Raw genomic sequence first — 17707 nt, forward strand, 5'->3', positions numbered from 1 at the left:
TCACCCGCCGCCTCCTTGATAGTGCCTGGTCCCCAGTCGCCACAGAAACAGCGCGGCCGCCCACACCCACGCCGCCGCCACCGGCGCCGCCCAGGCCAGCCAGCTCGGCAGCAGGGCGGGCCCGGGTATCCCGAGCAGCGCGATGGCGGGCAGATACGAGGTGAAGGCGACCGGAACCAGAAATCCGAACACGAGTTTCATCGGTGCGGGGAACACCGAGGTGGGTTGCATGGACGCGTACGACCCGCCGTAGGTGAAGGCGTTGGTCAGCTCCGCGCCGTCGATGAGGAAGAACTGCGCCCCGGCCGCACACACGAAAAGCCCGGCGAAGATGGCGATTCCGGACAGCACCGTGACGGCGAACAGCACCAGGTGCGCTGCGGTCCACTGGATGTCGTTGCGCGCCAGGCCGAATGACAGCACGGTGGCGGCCACCGCGATGCGCGCCACTCGGCGCAGCTGGATATCGCTGGTCATGAGCTGCAGCAGCAGGGGTTGCGGCCGCAGGTAGAAGGCATCCAACTTGCCCATCCGGATGTAGGTGGGGAGCGTGTCGGCGTGCCCGACCACCATGTCGGCGATGGCGAAACAGGTGTTGCTCATGCCGAACAGCAGCAGCATGGCGTTCAGGTCCAGCCCGCCCAGCCGGGGCACATTGTGGAAGATCACCCACATCTCGGCGAATTCCACCAGCCCGATCAGGAAGGCGCTCACCACATCCGCGGCGAAGGACAGCGGGTAGGCGCGTTGCGCGCGCACCCGCGAACTCAGCACCGCACGGTAGGGCGTCAGCCGGGAGGGGCGTGCCTCATCCACCCTGCACCTCCAGTTTGCGGCGCCCGGCGCGCAGCAGAAGCTGCCCGGCGCCCACCAGCACCACCAACCAGAAGCATTGCACGACAACGATTTCCACCGCATCCCTGCCGGCCGTGCGACCGGACAGCACATCGATGGGCCACTGCAGCATGGACGGGAAGGGCGTGGCGTAGGCAATGTCGCGCAGCCAGCCCGGAAACAGGTGCACCGGCGCGAACAGCCCGGCCAGGAAGGTGCCCAGGATCATGTGCAGGGCGCGCAGCCCGCGGGTCTCGATGAGCCAGAACCCGGCCAGGCTGACCGCGAACATGGACAGGAACGACAGCGCCATGGCCAGCAGCAGGCTGAGAGCGCCCAGTACGTACGGTCCCGGCGTATCCGGGAACGCGAGCCCGAAGGTGAGCACGCCGACGAGAATGCTGGGTATGCCGCGCGGTAGCAGAGAGAACGCCGCCCGCCCCAGGTATTCGGCCAGGTGCGCGTACTGGATGTCGATGGGCCGCAGGAAGTCGATGACGACGTCCCCGGTGCGGATGCGCTCCACGATGTCGGGCAGCGTCCAGAAGGCGATGGTGCCCAGCAGTCCCTGCGACAGCCAGATGTAGGCGCCGATGGTCCCGCGGTCGTAGCCGCCGAATCCGCTGTTCACGCGCACGGCCGTCATGAGCACGGCCGCTCGCACGAAGCCGAACACGAGATTGGTGAGCAGGCCCGCCAGCATCGCGAGCCGGTAATGCGATTGCCTGCGAAACCCTGCCTTGACCAGCTGCCAGTAGACCCCCACGTCGCTGCGCACAAGAGGTTGACACTACGGATGCGGCCGTTGCCCTGCAATGGAGTTGCGTGGCCCCCTCGCTCGGGACAGAGTTATGCTCGATGCCGGTTTGTTGCGGTGTGCATCACGCGCGGAGCTTCCGGGTCCGATTCGCCGGAAAACGGTTTCACGGCTCGGTTCCTGTGATAGAAACATCAGCGTTTCACTTAGTTGCGACGCTAGGACCGCCGATGACCATTGCCGACACGAACGTTTTCGAGGCTCTCGAATCCAATGTGCGTGGTTACTGCCGTTCCTGGCCGACGGTGTTCGACACCGCCAGCGGCGCCTGGCTCACCGACGAGAACGGCAAGGAGTACCTCGACTTCTTCGCCGGCGCGGGCGCGCTCAACTACGGCCACAACAACCCGCTGCTCAAGCAGGCGCTGATCGACTACCTGCTCGGCGACGGCATCACCCACGCCCTGGACATGTCCACCGTCGCCAAGCGCCGGCTGCTCGAGGCCATGCGCGATCTGGTGCTCGTCCCGCGCGGGCTGGACTACAAGGTCCAGTTCCCCGGCCCGACCGGAGCCAATGCCGTCGAGGCCGCACTCAAGCTGGCGCGCAAGGTCACCGGCCGCACCACCGTCCTGAACTTCACCAACGCCTTCCACGGCATGACGCTGGGCGCGCTGTCGGTCACCGGCAATGCCGCCAAGCGCGCCGGCGCGGGCGTCCCGCTGGTGCACAGCGCCCCGATGCCCTATGACGGTTATCTGGACGAGCCCGAGGACTTCTCGTGGATGCGCCGTGCCCTCGACGACACCTCGTCGGGGCTGGACAAGCCCGCCGCGGTCATCGTCGAGACGGTGCAGGGCGAGGGCGGGATCAATGTGGCCCGCGCCGAATGGCTGCGGCAGCTGTCCGAATTGTGCTCGGCCCGTGGCATTCTGCTCATCGTCGACGACGTGCAGATGGGCTGCGGCCGCACCGGCCCGTTCTTCTCCTTCGAGGTCGCGGGCATCACCCCCGATATCGTCGCGCTCTCGAAGTCGATCGGCGGCTACGGCCTGCCCATGGCGCTGGTGCTCATGCGCCGGGACCTGGACCAGTGGGCGCCCGGTGAGCACAACGGGACCTTCCGCGGCAACAACGCGGCGTTCGTCACCGCCGAAGTCGCACTGCGCCACTACTGGTCCGACGACCGCCTGCAGCTCGCCACCCTGGCCAAGGGTGCGCGCGTGCACGAGCACCTGGTCGCGCTGACCGAATCCTTCACCGGCATCTCCACCCGCGGCCGCGGCCTGGTGCACGGCCTCGTCTTCGAGGACGCCTCGCAGGCCGAGAAGGTCTGCCAGGTCGCCTTCGAGCACGGCCTGCTGGTCGAAACCTCCGGCGCCAAAGACGAAGTCGTGAAGCTGCTCCCACCCCTGACCGTCAGCGATGACGAGATCACCCACGGCCTGGGCATTCTCACCCGCGCCGTGGAGATCGTCCGCGACGGCCACTAGACGTCGGCCACCGCCCACACCGGTGCCGACCCGGTGCCGGGTTCCCAGCTGCGGAGGGAACCCGGCACCACCTATTTCTCTGTCTTCCCATGTCGTGAAGTGCTGCTGGAACCAAGCGAGCGGGGCCGCGTCGTTCTCGGGTGAGTTGTGCCGGGATACTCGGCTGTCGACCCGGTGACCACCACGAACAGGCGCAGGTTCTCGTAGACCGTGCCCATGCCCCCGCGCCCGATCGGCCGGTCGAGCCGGTAGGGCCCGAATCGGGATCCGACGGTGAGCGGATGATTCGGACTGCCCACGGTCGTCCTCGGCTCCTCGTCGAGGATTCACTGTGGCAGCGGGGGCGGGGGCAAGCCCAGAATCACGCGGATTGCAACCGGTGACCGGGCGGGGCCGGACCGGCAGGGTCGGGGTGTGGCGGACGAAGGCCCGCGGCCGCCACCGTCCCCGTCCCCGTTCGCCCGAGGTGCTGTCGTGTCCGCAATTGCCGTGCAGGCCAGGCCCATTACCGGCCGGTCACGCCTGCCGAGCTTCTCCGTGCTGGCGCGCTTCGTCGCGCCGGTGCTGCTGGTGGTGGTCTGGCAGATCGCCAGTTCGACCGGCGTGCTGCCCGAGCGGCTGCTCGCCTCCCCGGTGACCGTCGTGCAGGCGGCCGTCGACCTGATCAGGGACGGCACGCTCACCAAGGCCGTGTCGGTGTCGCTGCAGCGAGCCGCGCTGGGCTTCGTCATCGGCACGGTGGCCGGCATCGGGCTGGCCCTGTCGGCCGGGCTCAGCCGGGCCGGGGAGTACCTGGTCGACCCGCTGATGCAGATGCTGCGGACGCTGCCGTTCTACGGCCTGATCCCGCTGTTCATCCTGTGGTTCGGGATCGGGGAGCTGCCCAAGATCGTGCTGGTCGCCTTCGGGGTGGCGATTCCCCTGTACCTCAACACCTTCGCGGGCATCCGCGGCGTGGACGGCAAGCTGGCCGAGCTGGCCCGGGTACAGCGGCTGAGCCGGGCGGGACTGATCCGGCACATCGTGCTGCCGGGCGCGCTGCCGCAGACGCTGGTCGGCCTGCGTCAGTCGCTGGGCGTGGCCTGGCTGGCGCTCATTGTCGCCGAGCAGGTCAATGCCGATGCGGGTCTGGGTTTCATGATCAACGACGCCCGCGAGTTCCTGCGCACCGACGTGATCGTGGTCGGCCTGCTCGTCTACAGCGTGCTCGGGCTGCTCACCGACGCGCTCGTTCGTTCCATCGAGAGGAGAGCGCTGTCATGGCGACGCGGCTTCCTGGCACCCTGACCGATTCGGTGATCGCGGCGACGCTGGCCGAACTGGAGGAGACGACGGCGGCCCCGGCCGCGTCGGATTCCCCGGTGGTGCGAATTCGAAATCTGGTCAAGGACTTCGGTGAACGACGGGTCCTGCACGGACTGGATCTCGACATCCGCCCCGGCGAATTCGTGGCCCTGCTCGGGCGCAGCGGCTCCGGCAAATCCACCCTGCTGCGGGCGCTGGCGGGCCTGGACGACGAGACCGGCGGCGAGCTCACCGTATCCGGCGAGGTCGCGGTCGCCTTCCAGGAACCGCGCCTGGTGCCGTGGAAACGCGTGCGCGACAACGTGACTCTCGGACTGCGCCACGAAAACCCCAGGGCCGCGGCCGCAGCCGCGCTGGCCGAGGTGGGCCTGGCCGCGCGCGGCGAAGCCTGGCCGCTGACCCTTTCCGGCGGTGAGGCGCAGCGGGCCTCACTGGCCCGCGCCCTGGTCCGGGAGCCGGATCTGCTGCTGCTCGACGAACCCTTCAGCGCCCTGGACGCCCTGACCCGCATCACGATTCACGGCCTGGTGCTGAACCTGTGGGCCCGGCATCGGCCCGGCGTGCTGCTGGTCACCCACGATGTGGACGAGGCGGTGCTGCTGGCCGATCGCGCCCTGGTGCTCGACGGCGGCCGCATCGCCCGCGAGATCCCCATCGAGCTGCCGCGCCCGCGCCGCCGCGACCATCCCGAATTCCTGGCCCTGCGTACGGCATTGCTCGCCGAGTTGGGTGTCACCCCGGAAGGAACCACCGAATGAGATCCAAGCGCCTGTTCGCCGCCCTGGCGGTCGCCACGGCCCTCGTCAGCGCGGCGTGCTCGTCCGGCAGCGACGACACCAAGGGCGTGAACGCGGACGGATCGGTGGATCTGTCGCAGGTGACCCTGCACATCGGCGATCAGAAAGGCCTTGCGCTGCAAGCCCTGCTGGAAGTCTCCGGCGAGGGCAAGGGGCTCCCGTACAAAGTCGAATGGTCCACCTTCACCGCCGGACCGCCCCTGCTCGAGGCCATCAACGCCGGATCCATCGACTTCGGCGGTGTCGGCGACGCCCCGCCGGTGTTCGCGGCGGCGGCCAAGTCCCAGATCAAGATTGTCGGGTCCTACGACTCCGGGGCGGCCGGGAACGGTCTGGTGGTGCCCAAGGACTCGTCGATCAAGGATCCGAAGGACCTGCGCGGCAAGAAGATCGCGGTCACCAAGGGCAGTTCCGCGCACTACCACCTGTTGTCGGTGCTGGCCAAGGCCGGGCTCACCTTCTCCGATATCGAGCCGCAGTACCTGCAACCCGCCGACGCGCTCGCCGCGCTGTCCACCGGCCGGGTGGATGCCTGGACGGTCTGGGATCCCTATGTGGCCCAGGCCGAACTGAGCGGCAATCGGGTGCTGGTGGACGGCACCGGCTACGTGAAGCCGGACAGCTTCTTCGTCACGGGCTCGAAGACGTTGCAGAACAAGGCGAATGCGGCCGCTGTCCGGGACCTGCTGGTGCGTATCCAGCGTGCGCACGTGTGGATCACCGGCCATCGCGAGGACTGGGCCAAACAGTCCGCCGCCATCACCGGGGTGCCCTACGACGTCACCCTCCTGGCCGTGAATCGCGCCAACTACCAGGATCACCCGCTCGATGACGCGACGATCGCCGCGGAACAGCAAGTGGCCGAAGGTTTCTCCGATGCCAAGCTGATTCCGGGCAAGGTCCGGATCGCCGACTTCATCGACACCCGCTACAACGACCGATTCACCTCCTAGGAGTCCGCGCATGAGCTTGTCGTTCCATTGGTTCCTGCCCACCTCCGGCGACTCCCGGGGCCTGGTGGCCGGCGGGCACGGCACCCCGATGTCGGGTGACCGCCCGGCTTCGCTGCACTACCTGAACCAGATCGCCGCGGCCGCCGAGACCAACGGCTTCGAGGCGGTGCTCACCCCCACCGGCTCCTGGTGCGAGGACGCCTGGCTGACCACCGCGATGCTGGTCGAGACCACCGAGACGCTGAAATTCCTGGTGGCCCTGCGCCCGGGCCTGATGAGCCCCACCCTGGCCGCGCAGATGGCGGGCACCTTCCAGCGGCATTCCGCAGGACGGCTCTTCATCAATGTGGTGACCGGCGGCGAACCGCTGGAGCAGGCGGCCTACGGCGACTTCGCCGACAAGGAGGCCCGGTACGCCCGGACCGGAGAGTTCCTGGATGTGGTGCGGTCGCTGTGGAACTCGCACGAGCCGGTCACGTTCCGCGGCGAGCACATTCACGTCGAGAACGCGCTGTTGAGCAATCGGCCCGATCCGGTGCCGCCGGTGTTCTTCGGCGGCTCCTCGGCCCCGGCGGGACCCGTCGCGGCCCGGTACGCCGACACCTATCTCACCTGGGGTGAACCGGTGCTGGCGGTCAGCCGCAAGCTCGACTGGATCCGCGGGCTGGCCGTGGACCACGGCCGCAAGCTGGATTACGGCCTGCGCATCCACGTCATCACCCGTGACACCTCCGAGGAGGCATGGGCGGTGGCCGACAAGCTGCTGGCCGGAATCGACCCGGCCGATATCGAGCGCGTCCAGAACGCCCTGGCCAAGAGCGAATCCGAGGGACAGCGCCGGATGTCGGAGCTGCACAACGGCAGCACCGACCGGCTCGAGATCGCCCCGAACCTGTGGGCGGGCGTGGGCCTGGTGCGCGGCGGCGCGGGCACCGCGCTGGTCGGCTCGCACGAGGAGGTGGCCGAACGCCTCATCGAATACTCGAAGGCCGGCATCTCCCACTTCGTGCTCTCCGGCTACCCGCACCTGGAGGAGGCCTACTGGTTCGGCGAGGGCGTCCTGCCGATTCTGGAGCGAAAGGGCCTGTGGCAGCACCCGATCCGCCGTCCTGTCATTCGCGCCGCGACCCCGTTCGCCAGCGCGTCCAGCAGCTAGACCCGAAGTAGCCGGGCCCGGCCGCCGCACCCCGAGGGTGCGGTGGCCGCTGAGTACGTGCCATGAGTAATTCGGCGGAAGCGGCAGCGGGACAGGTCTTCCTACGCTTCGGGCAGCACCCACCGCGGGTGACTCCGAGAGGAGGAGACCATGTCCTATATCCACATCAGTCACACGCCCGGTGTCGGCTTGCAGCGGTACCGGGAGGTGCACGAGGCGCTCGGACCCGAGCCCCTGGCGGGCAACCTGCTGCACATCGTCGGCGAGCTGGACGGCACCCTGCACATCGTGGACGTCTGGGAATCCGCTGCCGCGGCCGACAGATTCGCCGCCGAACGGCTCTTCCCGGCCTTCGAGCGCACCGGCATCGCACCTGGGCCGGACGCCACCATCGAGGCCTTCGAAGGCGAGATCACCGACCGGCGCGGGTAGCGGTCGGTGATCCGCATTCCGGGCGGAGAGGTGTGGCGTGCGAGTAACGTGCGGTCCGGAGGTACCCGTGTCGACCGAGTTCATCGGGCGCGAGCGCGAGCTCGCCGACCTGCGCCGGCGATGGGAGCAGGCGGCGCACGGCACGCCGCGGCTGGTCATCTGCCGCGGCGAGGCGGGCATCGGCAAGACCCGCCTGGCCACCGAACTCACGACCTGGGTCCGAACGCGGGGTGGCCGCACGCTCTGGGCACGGGCGCTCGAAGCCCGGGATGCGCCGCCGTTCGGGCTGTGGCGGCAGGCCTTCGACGCATCCGAGCCCGATATCGAGGATCCCGCGACCGGCCGGACGCGGCTCTTCGACGGGTTCGCGGACCGGCTCACCGGGGACGAGCCCGTTCTGCTGGTGCTCGACGACATCCACTGGGCCGACGAGCCGTCGCTGCTGGCGCTGCGGCACATCGTGCGGGGCTGGCGCGAGCAGCGAATCCTGGTGTGCGCCAACGCCCGTGATGCCTCCGCCGACGCCGAGTCGGGCTGGCGGGCGGTGGCGCCGGAACTGCTGCGGGAACCGGTGACCGACGTCCTGGACCTGACCGGCCTGTCCAAAGGCAGCTCCGCAGCCTGCTTGAGCGCGGCGGCCGAACGTGCCGTGCCCGAACGCATTACCGCCGCCGCCTACCGGATGAGCGGTGGAAACCCCTTCTATCTCAGGGAACTCGGGCGGGGCCTGCGCGGCGCCGCCGGCGGCGAGCTGCGCCTGCCCGCCACACTGCGGGAGGTGGTGCGCGGCCGCCTCGCCGCCGTGCCACCCCGCGCCCAGGAACTGTTGCGGGCGGCCGCCATCCTCGATGACGCCTTCCCCGTCGCGATCGCCGCGCGGCTGATCGGCCGTCCCGTGCTGGAATGCCTCCCCGCGCTGGACACGGCCGTCGCCTCCGGCCTGCTCGTCCTCGAATCACCGGGCGGGACAGTGCGATTCACACACGCTCTGGTGCGCGCGGCCCTCCACGACGGGCTGCCCCTGCAACAGCGGGTGCTGCTGCACGCGCGCGCCGCCCGCGCCATCGAGGAGTTGTATCCCGACGCCCTCGACCAGCACGCCGCCGCCCTGGCCCGTCACTACGCCGAATCCGCGCTCGCCGGTGACCGCGCGCCCGCCCTGCGGTGGGCCCGCCGCGCGGGCGACAATGCCCTGCGCGACCTGGCCTTCGAGGAAGCCGCCCGGCTGTACACCGTCGCCCTCGACCACACCGCCGACCGCCCGCCCGCCGACCGCGGCCGCCTCCTCCTGGCCCGCGCCGCCGCCCACTTCCGCGCCGGGAACCTCGAACCCGCCCGCGACGACTGCCTGACCGCCGGCGAACTGGCCCGCCGCATCGGCGACGCGAATCTACTCGCCGAGCGCGCCCTGATCCTGGAGCCCGTAGGAAATCATCTGTGGGACAGAGATATTCACGAATGGTGCATTGAAGCTCTGACGGCAGAAGCGTCAGTCGGAGACGGCTACCCAGCGGACGAGACCACGGTGGAGCGGGGCGGCAGCGGTCCGGCACGGGACAGCGATGCGGGGAGTCTGTTCGGCGCGGTGGATTTCGACGCGCGATCCGCAGCGAACTGCGCTGCCGGGCGGTTGCCGGAATCGTTGCGGGCACGGCTGCTGGCCCGCGCGACCGAGGCCGCGTCGTATCTGGGCCGGTGGGACGAGATCGGCGAGACCAGCGCGCAGGCACTGGCATTGGCCGATCGCAGTGGTGATGCCGAGGCGCTGGTGGCGGCGCTGCGGGCGCGGCAGCTGGCCTGCACCTGGCCGGAGGATCTCGCCGAACGGGTGCGGCTGGCGGCGCGGATGATCGACATCGGCGTACGGTCGCGGCGGCCCGCCACCGAGCTGTGGGGCCGGCTCTGGGCGATCGACAATCATTGGGAGAGCGGCGATCTGACCGCCGTCGAGACGGAGCTGTCGCGGCTGCGGTGGTGTGTGCGGCACATCGGGGGACCCATGGCCACCTGGCACGTGCTGCTCACCGAGGCCGCGCTGGCCCAGGCCCGGGGCCGGTTCGACGAAGCGCTGCGGGTGGCGGGGCAGGCGCGGGAACTGGCCGAATCCCTGGGCCATCCGGCCGGATTCGGCGCCTACCGAGCGCTGCTCGGCACCATCGGCCACCACCGCGGCTATCCGGACGAGGCGTTCGACATTCCGCCCGCCGCCCAGCGTGGCGAGGTCCGCAACCAGCTGTTCGCCGTGCTGGGTCCCGCGATCCCCCTGGCGGAGAGCGGACGTCTCGATGACGCGGCGGGGCTGTACCGCGGCCTCGGACCGCCACCGGAGTGGGACATTCCGCCGTTCTTCCGGCTGATCGTCATGACCGTCGGCGGATCCATCGCGCTGGCGCTCGGGTACACCGCCCATATCGCGTGGTTCGCCGACCAGCTGCGGCCGTATCGCGATCGGCATGTCATCAGCGGTGCGGGCAACGCGCACTATTTCGGCCCGGTGCCGCTCTGGCTCGGTAAATTCGCCGCCGCACTGGGTGATTCGGCAGCCGCGGAACGCGAGTTGCGGACCGCGCTGGAGATCTGCCGTGATATCGGCGTCCAGGGTTTCGTGGTCGAGTCGAGCACTGATCTGGCCGCGGTGCTGCTGGCGCGCGGGGCGAGCGAGGAGGCGCTGGCACTGGCGAAAGCCGCACTGCCGCAGGCCGAGTCGATCGGCATGCCGCCGTGGACGGACCGACTGCGGAGCATTGTCGCCGAGGCGTCCGCGCGGGCGGTGCTCTCCCCACGTGAGCGGGAGGTGGCCCAGCTGGTCGCCGCGGGGCTGAGCAATCGCGAGATCGCCACCGCCCTGGTGCTGTCCGAGCGCACCGCGCAGAACCACGTGCAGCACATCCTCACCAAACTCGGCTTCAGCAATCGCGCGCAGATCGTGGCCTGGGTGAATCACGCCGACCGTGGCCCGGGCGAGCAGACTGGACCGCGGCCTAGATGAACACGGCTCGGTAGCGCCGGAATTCACCCGGTCGTCGTGCGACCGTCGACCAGGTCTGCCACAGTCGACAGTTATGAACGGTCGGCGGCGTGTTCTGGGACTGTGCGCGGCGGTACTGAGTCTGGGCCTGGTGGCGGGCTGCGGCGGTGCGGACAACCCGACCCCCGCCACCTCGACCGCGGTGCCGCTGGTGTCGACCGGCGACCTGCCCAAGGCGCAACCGGGTGAAGTGCACCTGTTCGGGATCAACGACCTGCACGGGAATCTGCAACCGCCGGACGGCGCCAACGGCAAGGTGGGGACGTACACCGCCGGGGGAGCGGCGTACCTGGCCGCGCATCTGGCGCGGCTGAAGGCGGCCTATCCGGACAGCGCCATTCTGTCGGCCGGGGACAATATCGGGGCCAGCCCGCTCGTCTCCTCGCTGTTCCACGACGAGCCGACCATCGACTTCCTGAACTCGGTGGGTGTCGCGGCCTCCGCGGTCGGCAATCACGAATTCGACCACGGCGTCGCCGAATTGCGGCGACTCCAGCAGGGCGGATGCGCCGCCGACGGCTGCACGCCGGGCGAGCCGTTCACCGGGGCGAAGTTCCCGTACCTGGCCGCCAATGTCACCGACGGCAACGGCCAGCTGCCGCCGGGGCTGAAGGCGTGGACCATGCTCGAGCTGGGCGGCCACAAGATCGGCGTCATCGGCGTCGTCACCACCGACACCGAGCACATCGTCATGCCCGAGGGCATTCGCGGCTACCGTTTCGGTGACGAGGCCGACGCCATCGGCAAGTACGTGCCCGAGATGAAATCCGCGGGTGCGGAAACCGTGGTGGCGCTGCTGCACGACGGCGGCGCCCAGCAAACCCACGGCCGCCCGGTCGATTACAACGGCTGCGCCGGCATCTCACCCGATGTCCAGGCACTGGCCCACCGGACCGACGCCGCGGTGTCGGTGCTGCTCACCGCGCACAGCCACCAGGCCTACAACTGCACACTGGACGGCAAGGTGGTCACCCAGGCCGCCTCCTTCGGCCGCCTCGTCACCGACGTCACCCTGCGCTTCCACGACGGCAAGGTCGAGGCGAAGGCCGTCAACCGGGTCGTCACCCGCGATGTCACGCCCGCGCCCGCCGCCGCCCAGCTGGTGGATTACTTTGCCGGACAGGCGAAACCGCTGGCCGATCGGGTGATCGGCCAGGCCACCGCGCCCGTGCCCGCCGAGCCCGCTCCGGCCGGGGATTCCCCGCTCGGCGACGTCATCGCCGACGCCATGCTCGACGCCATGACCACCGTGCAGGCCGTGGCGGCCTTCATGAATCCGGGCGGGGTGCGCGCGGGGCTGACCGGCGGCAACATCACCTACGAGCAGGCATACACCGTGCAGCCCTTCGGCAATCAGGTGGTGGCGGTGGCGCTGACCGGACAGCAGATCCTGAATCTGCTGGAGCAGCAGTGGGACAACGTCAGCAAGCCCGGTGTGCTGTCGGTCGCGGGCATCACCTACACCTACTCCGACAGCGCGCCCAAGGGGCACAAGGTGGTCGACGGCAGCGTACAGGTGGCCGGGCAGCCGCTGAATCCCGTTGCGGTCTACCGTGTTTCGACCAACAACTTCCTGGCCTCCGGGGGCGACGGCTTCACCGTGTTCCAGCAGAGCCGCGAAACCCTGGTCGGCCCCATCGATCTCGACGCCCTGGAGACCTACCTGCGCGGCCGCGGGGCGGTCACCCCGCCCACGAGCCGCATCGAGAAGCACTAGCGCCGGAACTCCTCGACCGGGAGCCCGGAGTGCTATTGGCCCATCACGTATTTCACCGTCGGTCCGGCGGTCCAGCCGCCGTCCACCGCGAGTTCCGCGCCGGTGATGTAGGAGGACGCGTCCGAGAGCAGGAAGACGATGGCCGAGGCGATCTCATCGGCCTCGCCGACCCGGCCCATCGGGGTATTGGGATAGCCGCCCTCGCCCTGCCGGATGCCGACCGGTGCGGTCATCGGGGTGTAGGTCATGCCCGGGTGCACGGAGTTCACCCGAATCCGGTCGGTGCCGTTCTCGATGGCGGCCACCTTGGACATGCCGCGCACCGCCCACTTGGAGGCGCCGTAACTGCTGGTCATGGCCAGGCCCATGAGCCCGGCGGCGGAGGAGATATTGACGATCGAGCCGCCGCCCGCCTGCTTGAGCGCGGGGATGAAGGTCCGCATGCCCAGGAAGACGCCGACCAGATTGATGTCGATGACCTTGCGGAAATGCTCGACCGATTCATTGGCCAGCAGCTCTCCGGTAGAGATGCCGGCATTGTTCACCAGGCCGTGCACGCTGCCGCCGAAGGCGTCGCAGGCCGCGGCCAGCGCGGTGGTCCAGTCGAGTTCGGAGGTGACGTCGAGGTGCTGATAGACGGCCCGCGAGCCCAATTCGGCGGCCAGCGCCTTGCCCTCCTCGTCGAGCACGTCGGCGATCACGACATTCGCCCCGGCCCCGAGCGACTGCCTGGCGGCCGCGGCGCCGATACCCCGGGCCGCGCCGGTGATGAGAATCGTCTTGCCGCTCAGATCGTGCATGGGAGGCTCCTTCCAGAGGAACCGGCGCACAGGCGTGGTGACCCGTTCACCGGCCACACAGTTGGTTTGCTGAATAGTGTCCGATGCGTTCCGAATCGGGTCGGCGGCGGACCCGAGGCCATATTGTTGATATGTCAACTAGTTCAATCCGGGTGGCAGTGCGGGTATTCCCGTAGGGTGCGGGCGTGAACCGCGCGCCCATCGGCACCGTCGACGAACTCATGACCCTGCTGGCCGGCTGCGCGGATGCCTGGGACATGCCCGACCGCAGCGGCGATCCGGTCGACATCCTCGACCACGACCGGCAGTGCGCCGAGCTCCTGCGCCGCGACTTTCCCGGCGATGAGGAGCTCCAGGTGGCCGGGCTGGTGCACGATATCGGGCACGTGCTGGTGCCCGGCGACGACGCGGGACACGGAGTCCACGGCGGCGACGCGGTCCGGGCCCTGCTCGGCGCACGGGTCGCGCGGCTGGTCGAACTGCACGTGGTGGCCAAGCGGTATCTGGCGGCCACGGATTCGGTGCACGCCGAGGCGCTTTCGCCGTCGAGCCGGCGCACCCTGATCGCGCAGGGCGGTCCCATGACGCCCGCGGAGATCACGGCCTTCGAGCGCGATCCCGATTTCGCCGCGGCCCTCGCACTGCGCCGCGCCGACGATGCGGGCAAGGTGGTCGGCCTGACCGTCCATCCCCTCGAGACCTGGCGGCCGGTGCTCGAGCGGGTGGCCGGCGCCCGCTGAGCGCGGGTCGCCGGACCCGGCCGGGTGGCCTGCATAGACTCGCTCTGTGCCGTTGTCCCCGCGCGTCCCCGATCTGGCCGCCCTCGATCTGCTGTTGTCGGTGATCGAGCTGGGCAGTCTCGGGCGGGCGGCCAAGGCGCACGGCATCAGTCAGCCCTCCGCCAGCTCGCGCATCCGCTACCTCGAGCAGTTGGTGGGCGTGCCCGTGCTGGAGCGGACGACGCTCGGCTCGCGCCCGACGGCGGCGGGCTCGCTCATCGCCGAATGGGCTCGCACCGTCGTGGATGCGGCCGCGCGGCTGGACGCCGGAATCGACAGCCTGCGCGCCCAGCGGGATTCGCGGCTGCGGGTGGCGGCGAGTCAGACCGTCGCGGAGTACCTGTTCCCGAAATGGCTGGTGGGCCTGCGTGCCCGGATGCCGGACACCTCCATCGCCCTGGAATCGGGCAATTCGGCCGAGGTTGCCAAGGCGGTGCTCGAGGGCCGGGCCGGAATCGGGTTCGTGGAGAGCCCGCGCCTGCCGACCGAACTGGAAAGCGATGTGGTGGGCCGGGATCGGCTGGTCGTGGTGGTAGCGCCCGGTCACCCCTGGGCCCGCCGGGCCGAGATCGACGCGGCCGAACTGGCGCGCAGTCCGCTCATCTATCGCGAACCCGGATCGGGGACCCGGAACTCCTTCGAGCGCGCCATGTCCGCCGGAATGCCGGGCTGGGAGCCGAATGTCGCGCTGGAGCTGTCCTCGACCACGGCCATCAAGACCGCCGTCGCCGACGGCATCGCGCCGGCCGTGCTGAGTTCCCTGGCGGTGGCCACCGAACTGGCCGAGGGAATCCTGATGTCGCCCACGGTGACCGGTCTGGACCTGGAAAGACAGTTGCGTGCGGTATGGCCGATCGGACAGAAGCCGACCGGTCCGGCGCGTGATTTGTATGCCATTGCGCGCCGCCCACTCTGAATCGCCCGCGGGAGTTTTCGGGGGTGTCCAGGGGAGTTTTCGCGCCATTCCGGGGAGCTTTGTCCGAAGTGTTGACAGAGTGACGCCCATCACCATAGTGTTCCGGCGCGGGCCCACCGAATTTCCGAAGGGCCGACTCTGCCTGCACATTTCTCTCGCCAATACAATGGCTTCGCTGAATTCGCAGCCCGAAGACACAAGTGCGCCAACGCCTCCCCGCGGGCGTTATCAAAGGGTTATGGTCACGGCATGGTGCGAACCGCCGCCGCTGCTGCAGACCCGGATGAGCCAGACATTCCGGCCACTGCTTCGCGGCCAAAGCTAGAGGTTGTTCCCGAATCGCCTGACCCTGAAGCGCCACAGCCCCACTCCTTCGGCGCACACGTCCTGAGCCCGGCCGATATCGAGCGACTCCCGTCCTCGGCCCGGCACCGCATCGCAGCGTTCATCCACCTGCAGGTGGCAACTCTGGAGGAGTGGCCCGAGCCGATCCTGCCTCCCATTCCTGATCTCGACGATCTCTGACGGTCGCGCACCCCGGGTATTCCCCGAACCGGATTCGTCCAAACCTGTGTGGTGCGGTCCGATTTCATCCCACACCCTGCTGAGCTTCATCGAAAACGGCCGCAGCCCAGGTGCATCGGTGACGATGTGCAGGAACTGCGGCCGCGCCGTGGTTGATCAGCCGCCGATGGACTGGAAGATCTTGACGCCCACCAGGATCACCGCGAGGAGCAGGTAGCCGCGCAGGGCGAACATGCCCACCGTGCGCGCCGTCGAGAACGCCGGTCGCGCCAGGGTGTCGAGCGCGGGGGTGCGCCAGGTGTCGCGGTCCGCCTCCAGAATGGCCTTGCGCTCGGCCTTGGTGAGGCGAGTTGAGTCCAGCTCCTCCACCTGATCCGGATCCAGTCCGCCGAGCTCGGCCGCGGTCCGCTCGGCCTGGCGACGCCGGCCGCGCTGCCAGGCGATGAGCATGCCCGCCCCGCCCAGGACACCGACCAGCGCGCCCGCGCCGAAGCCGATCTCGAGGGTCGTGGTGGGGAGGTCCGGGAAGAAGGTGGCCGCGGTCAGCGCGAGCGACAGCAGCACCAGCGACCAGACGATGACCCCGGCGACAATGTTCTGCTTGACCGTGTTCACCCACGGGCCGAGCACGGCCTTGTCATTGCAGAGCAGGACCAGGAACACCGTCGCCGACGGCAGCAGCACCCCGGCCAGCGCCTGCACCCCCTGGGTCAGCAGGCCCAGCACGTGATCGGGGCTGAACGACACCGCGGCGGCGACACCGAGCAGGGCCGCGTATCCGATATAGAAGGCCGGCGCCTCGGAGACCTTCCAGTGCAGCGAGTGCCGCCGGCCCAGGGTGTCGCCGAGGGCGTAGGTGGTGGCCAGGCCGACGGCATTGGCGCCGATGAGCGAGGCGTCCAGCAGCAGGATGGCGAAGAGCGCGCCGGCGGTGGTGCCCACGTGGTCGTGCAGCGCGTGGGCGACGGCCCCGGCATCGGTGAAGCTGCCGGCCGCGGCCGTGCCCGCGAGGCCGAAGGTGGTCGCCGCCATGATGGCGACCGCGCCGACCATGACCACGACGATGCCGATCCACAGGTCGATGCGCTCGTAGCGGATCCAGCGGGGAGTGATGCGCTTGTCGACGATGTTGGACTGCTGGAAGAACAGCTGCCACGGCGCCACCGTGGTGCCCACGATGGACACGATGAGCAGCAGCAGCGTCGAGTTCAGCCCGCCCGGGAAGGACGGCAGAAATCCGTGAGCGACCTGGGATGCCTTGGGGTGCACCAGGAATGCCAGCGGGAACATGACGATGTTCAGTGCGATCAGCCCGAAAAGGAACCGCTCCCAGCGCCGGAACGAACCGCCGGCCACCATGGCGAACAGCGCGACCGCGGCCAGTGGCACGGCGACGCCCTTGGGCAGCCCGAAGTAGTTGAGCGCCATGGAGACACCGATGAACTCGGTGACGATGGTGAGCGCGTTCACGATGAACAGATCGCCGACACTGAACGCGCCCCAGAACTTGCCGAAGCGGTCGAAGATCAAGCGCGCGTGGCCGACTCCGGCGACCGCGCCGAGGCGGACCACCATCTCCTGGTTCACGTAGAGCACCGGGATCAGCAGCACCAGGGTCCAGACCAGCGCCATGCCGTAGTTCTGCCCGGCCTGCGCGTAGGTGGCCACGCCGCCGGCGTCGTTGTCGCCCACCATGACGATCAGGCCGGGCCCGATGATGGCCAGCAGCATGCGGAAACGCTGGAGGCGGGAACGGCCTTCGAGGGTGTCGTGCCGGCCGATGGAGCCGAGCGCGCCGACGATGTCGCCGACGTGCGCGCTGTCCATGACGGCGCCGGTGGGGTGGGTGTCGGGCCGGCCGGCTGCGGCGGGCACGGCGACGGTGGAGGTGCGGCGGCTGGGGCCGTTCGCGAAGAAGGCCATGGCCTGTCCCTCGCTTTCGATCATCAGGGGTGCGGGCGTGCGGAATACGCCCGGCCGCCGAGCGAGTTCGGGCACGGATCGACCGGCCCGGGGCACGCGCGGGCTACCGCCCGACGGTGGAGCGCCGGGAACGCCTGTGCGGGAAACGGGTCAGCCGGTGACCGGAATGCGGCAAGCCGGGGACGTCAGGAGAGTGAAATCCGTACTCGGATACGGACTATCGCCGGAACTCATTGTTCGTCCCTCACCTCCTTGCCGCCGGGACGTACGTGGACGTCGCTACATCGGGTAT

15 protein-coding genes are annotated in these 17707 nt (G+C 69.3%); 11 read left to right on the top strand and 4 right to left on the bottom strand.

The window, feature by feature from the left end:
- Together ACQP1O_RS07515 and ACQP1O_RS07520 are read right to left on the bottom strand one after the other, a co-directional pair.
- Window positions 1–816, bottom strand: coding sequence for an ABC transporter permease (locus tag ACQP1O_RS07515; protein ID WP_433565133.1), 816 nt, complete (start codon window positions 814–816; stop codon window positions 1–3).
- Entirely contained in the window at window positions 809–1612 is an 804-nt protein-coding gene (locus ACQP1O_RS07520; protein ID WP_433565134.1) for an ABC transporter permease, read from the bottom strand. Before ACQP1O_RS07520 ends, ACQP1O_RS07515 begins: the two co-directional genes overlap by 8 nt.
- A 209-nt stretch (window positions 1613–1821) precedes the next feature.
- Here ACQP1O_RS07520 and ectB point away from each other — a divergent pair, with 209 nt between their 5' ends.
- The 8 genes from ectB (at window position 1822) to ACQP1O_RS07560 (ending at window position 12472) form a co-directional block, all read left to right on the top strand.
- Window positions 1822–3084, top strand: coding sequence for a diaminobutyrate--2-oxoglutarate transaminase (gene ectB / locus ACQP1O_RS07525; RefSeq protein WP_433565135.1), 1263 nt, complete (start codon window positions 1822–1824; stop codon window positions 3082–3084).
- Window positions 3085–3567: 483 nt separating this feature from the next.
- Window positions 3568–4371 carry an ABC transporter permease gene (locus ACQP1O_RS07530; RefSeq protein ID WP_433567607.1) on the top strand — a complete coding sequence of 268 codons (804 nt, stop codon included), beginning with the start codon at window positions 3568–3570 and terminating at the stop codon, window positions 4369–4371.
- Entirely contained in the window at window positions 4344–5147 is an 804-nt protein-coding gene (locus ACQP1O_RS07535; protein WP_433565136.1) for an ABC transporter ATP-binding protein, read from the top strand. Before ACQP1O_RS07530 ends, ACQP1O_RS07535 begins: the two co-directional genes overlap by 28 nt.
- Window positions 5144–6139 (top strand): ABC transporter substrate-binding protein, encoded by a 996-nt coding sequence (locus ACQP1O_RS07540; RefSeq protein WP_433565137.1) that lies wholly within the window; start codon window positions 5144–5146, stop codon window positions 6137–6139. Before ACQP1O_RS07535 ends, ACQP1O_RS07540 begins: the two co-directional genes overlap by 4 nt.
- Window positions 6140–6149: 10 nt before the next feature.
- A complete protein-coding gene (locus tag ACQP1O_RS07545) occupies window positions 6150–7295 on the top strand; it encodes an LLM class flavin-dependent oxidoreductase (protein ID WP_433565138.1) in 1146 nt (381 codons plus the stop codon).
- A gap of 150 nt (window positions 7296–7445) precedes the next feature.
- Window positions 7446–7727: a hypothetical protein gene (locus ACQP1O_RS07550; protein ID WP_379442603.1), complete on the top strand. Its 282-nt coding sequence runs from the start codon at window positions 7446–7448 to the stop codon at window positions 7725–7727.
- Window positions 7728–7794: 67 nt separating this feature from the next.
- On the top strand, window positions 7795–10716 hold the full coding sequence (locus ACQP1O_RS07555) for a helix-turn-helix transcriptional regulator (protein ID WP_433565139.1): 2922 nt from the start codon (window positions 7795–7797) through the stop codon (window positions 10714–10716).
- Window positions 10717–10789: 73 nt separating this feature from the next.
- The gene (locus ACQP1O_RS07560; RefSeq protein ID WP_433565140.1) at window positions 10790–12472 is read left to right on the top strand and encodes a bifunctional metallophosphatase/5'-nucleotidase; all 1683 of its coding nucleotides are present in this window, start codon (window positions 10790–10792) and stop codon (window positions 12470–12472) included.
- 32 nt (window positions 12473–12504) lie between these two features.
- Here the strand turns inward: ACQP1O_RS07560 and ACQP1O_RS07565 are convergent, their stop codons facing one another.
- On the bottom strand, window positions 12505–13272 hold the full coding sequence (locus ACQP1O_RS07565; RefSeq protein WP_433565141.1) for a glucose 1-dehydrogenase: 768 nt from the start codon (window positions 13270–13272) through the stop codon (window positions 12505–12507).
- A 185-nt stretch (window positions 13273–13457) separates the two neighbouring features.
- Here ACQP1O_RS07565 and ACQP1O_RS07570 point away from each other — a divergent pair, with 185 nt between their 5' ends.
- The 3 genes from ACQP1O_RS07570 to ACQP1O_RS07580 all read left to right on the top strand — a co-directional run bounded on the left by ACQP1O_RS07570 (window position 13458) and on the right by ACQP1O_RS07580 (window position 15492).
- A complete protein-coding gene (locus ACQP1O_RS07570) occupies window positions 13458–14012 on the top strand; it encodes an inositol oxygenase family protein (RefSeq protein WP_433565142.1) in 555 nt (184 codons plus the stop codon).
- A 46-nt stretch (window positions 14013–14058) separates the two neighbouring features.
- Entirely contained in the window at window positions 14059–14967 is a 909-nt protein-coding gene (locus tag ACQP1O_RS07575; protein ID WP_433565143.1) for a LysR family transcriptional regulator, read from the top strand.
- Window positions 14968–15216: 249 nt separating this feature from the next.
- The gene (locus tag ACQP1O_RS07580) at window positions 15217–15492 is read left to right on the top strand and encodes a hypothetical protein (protein WP_433565144.1); all 276 of its coding nucleotides are present in this window, start codon (window positions 15217–15219) and stop codon (window positions 15490–15492) included.
- Window positions 15493–15648: 156 nt separating this feature from the next.
- Here ACQP1O_RS07580 and ACQP1O_RS07585 read toward each other — a convergent pair whose 3' ends face one another.
- Window positions 15649–17415: an NRAMP family divalent metal transporter gene (locus ACQP1O_RS07585; protein ID WP_433567608.1), complete on the bottom strand. Its 1767-nt coding sequence runs from the start codon at window positions 17413–17415 to the stop codon at window positions 15649–15651.
- Window positions 17416–17707 lie beyond the last annotated feature (292 nt).

The sequence above is a fragment of the Nocardia sp. CA-151230 genome (assembly GCF_050942175.1).
GTDB lineage: Bacteria > Actinomycetota > Actinomycetes > Mycobacteriales > Mycobacteriaceae > Nocardia.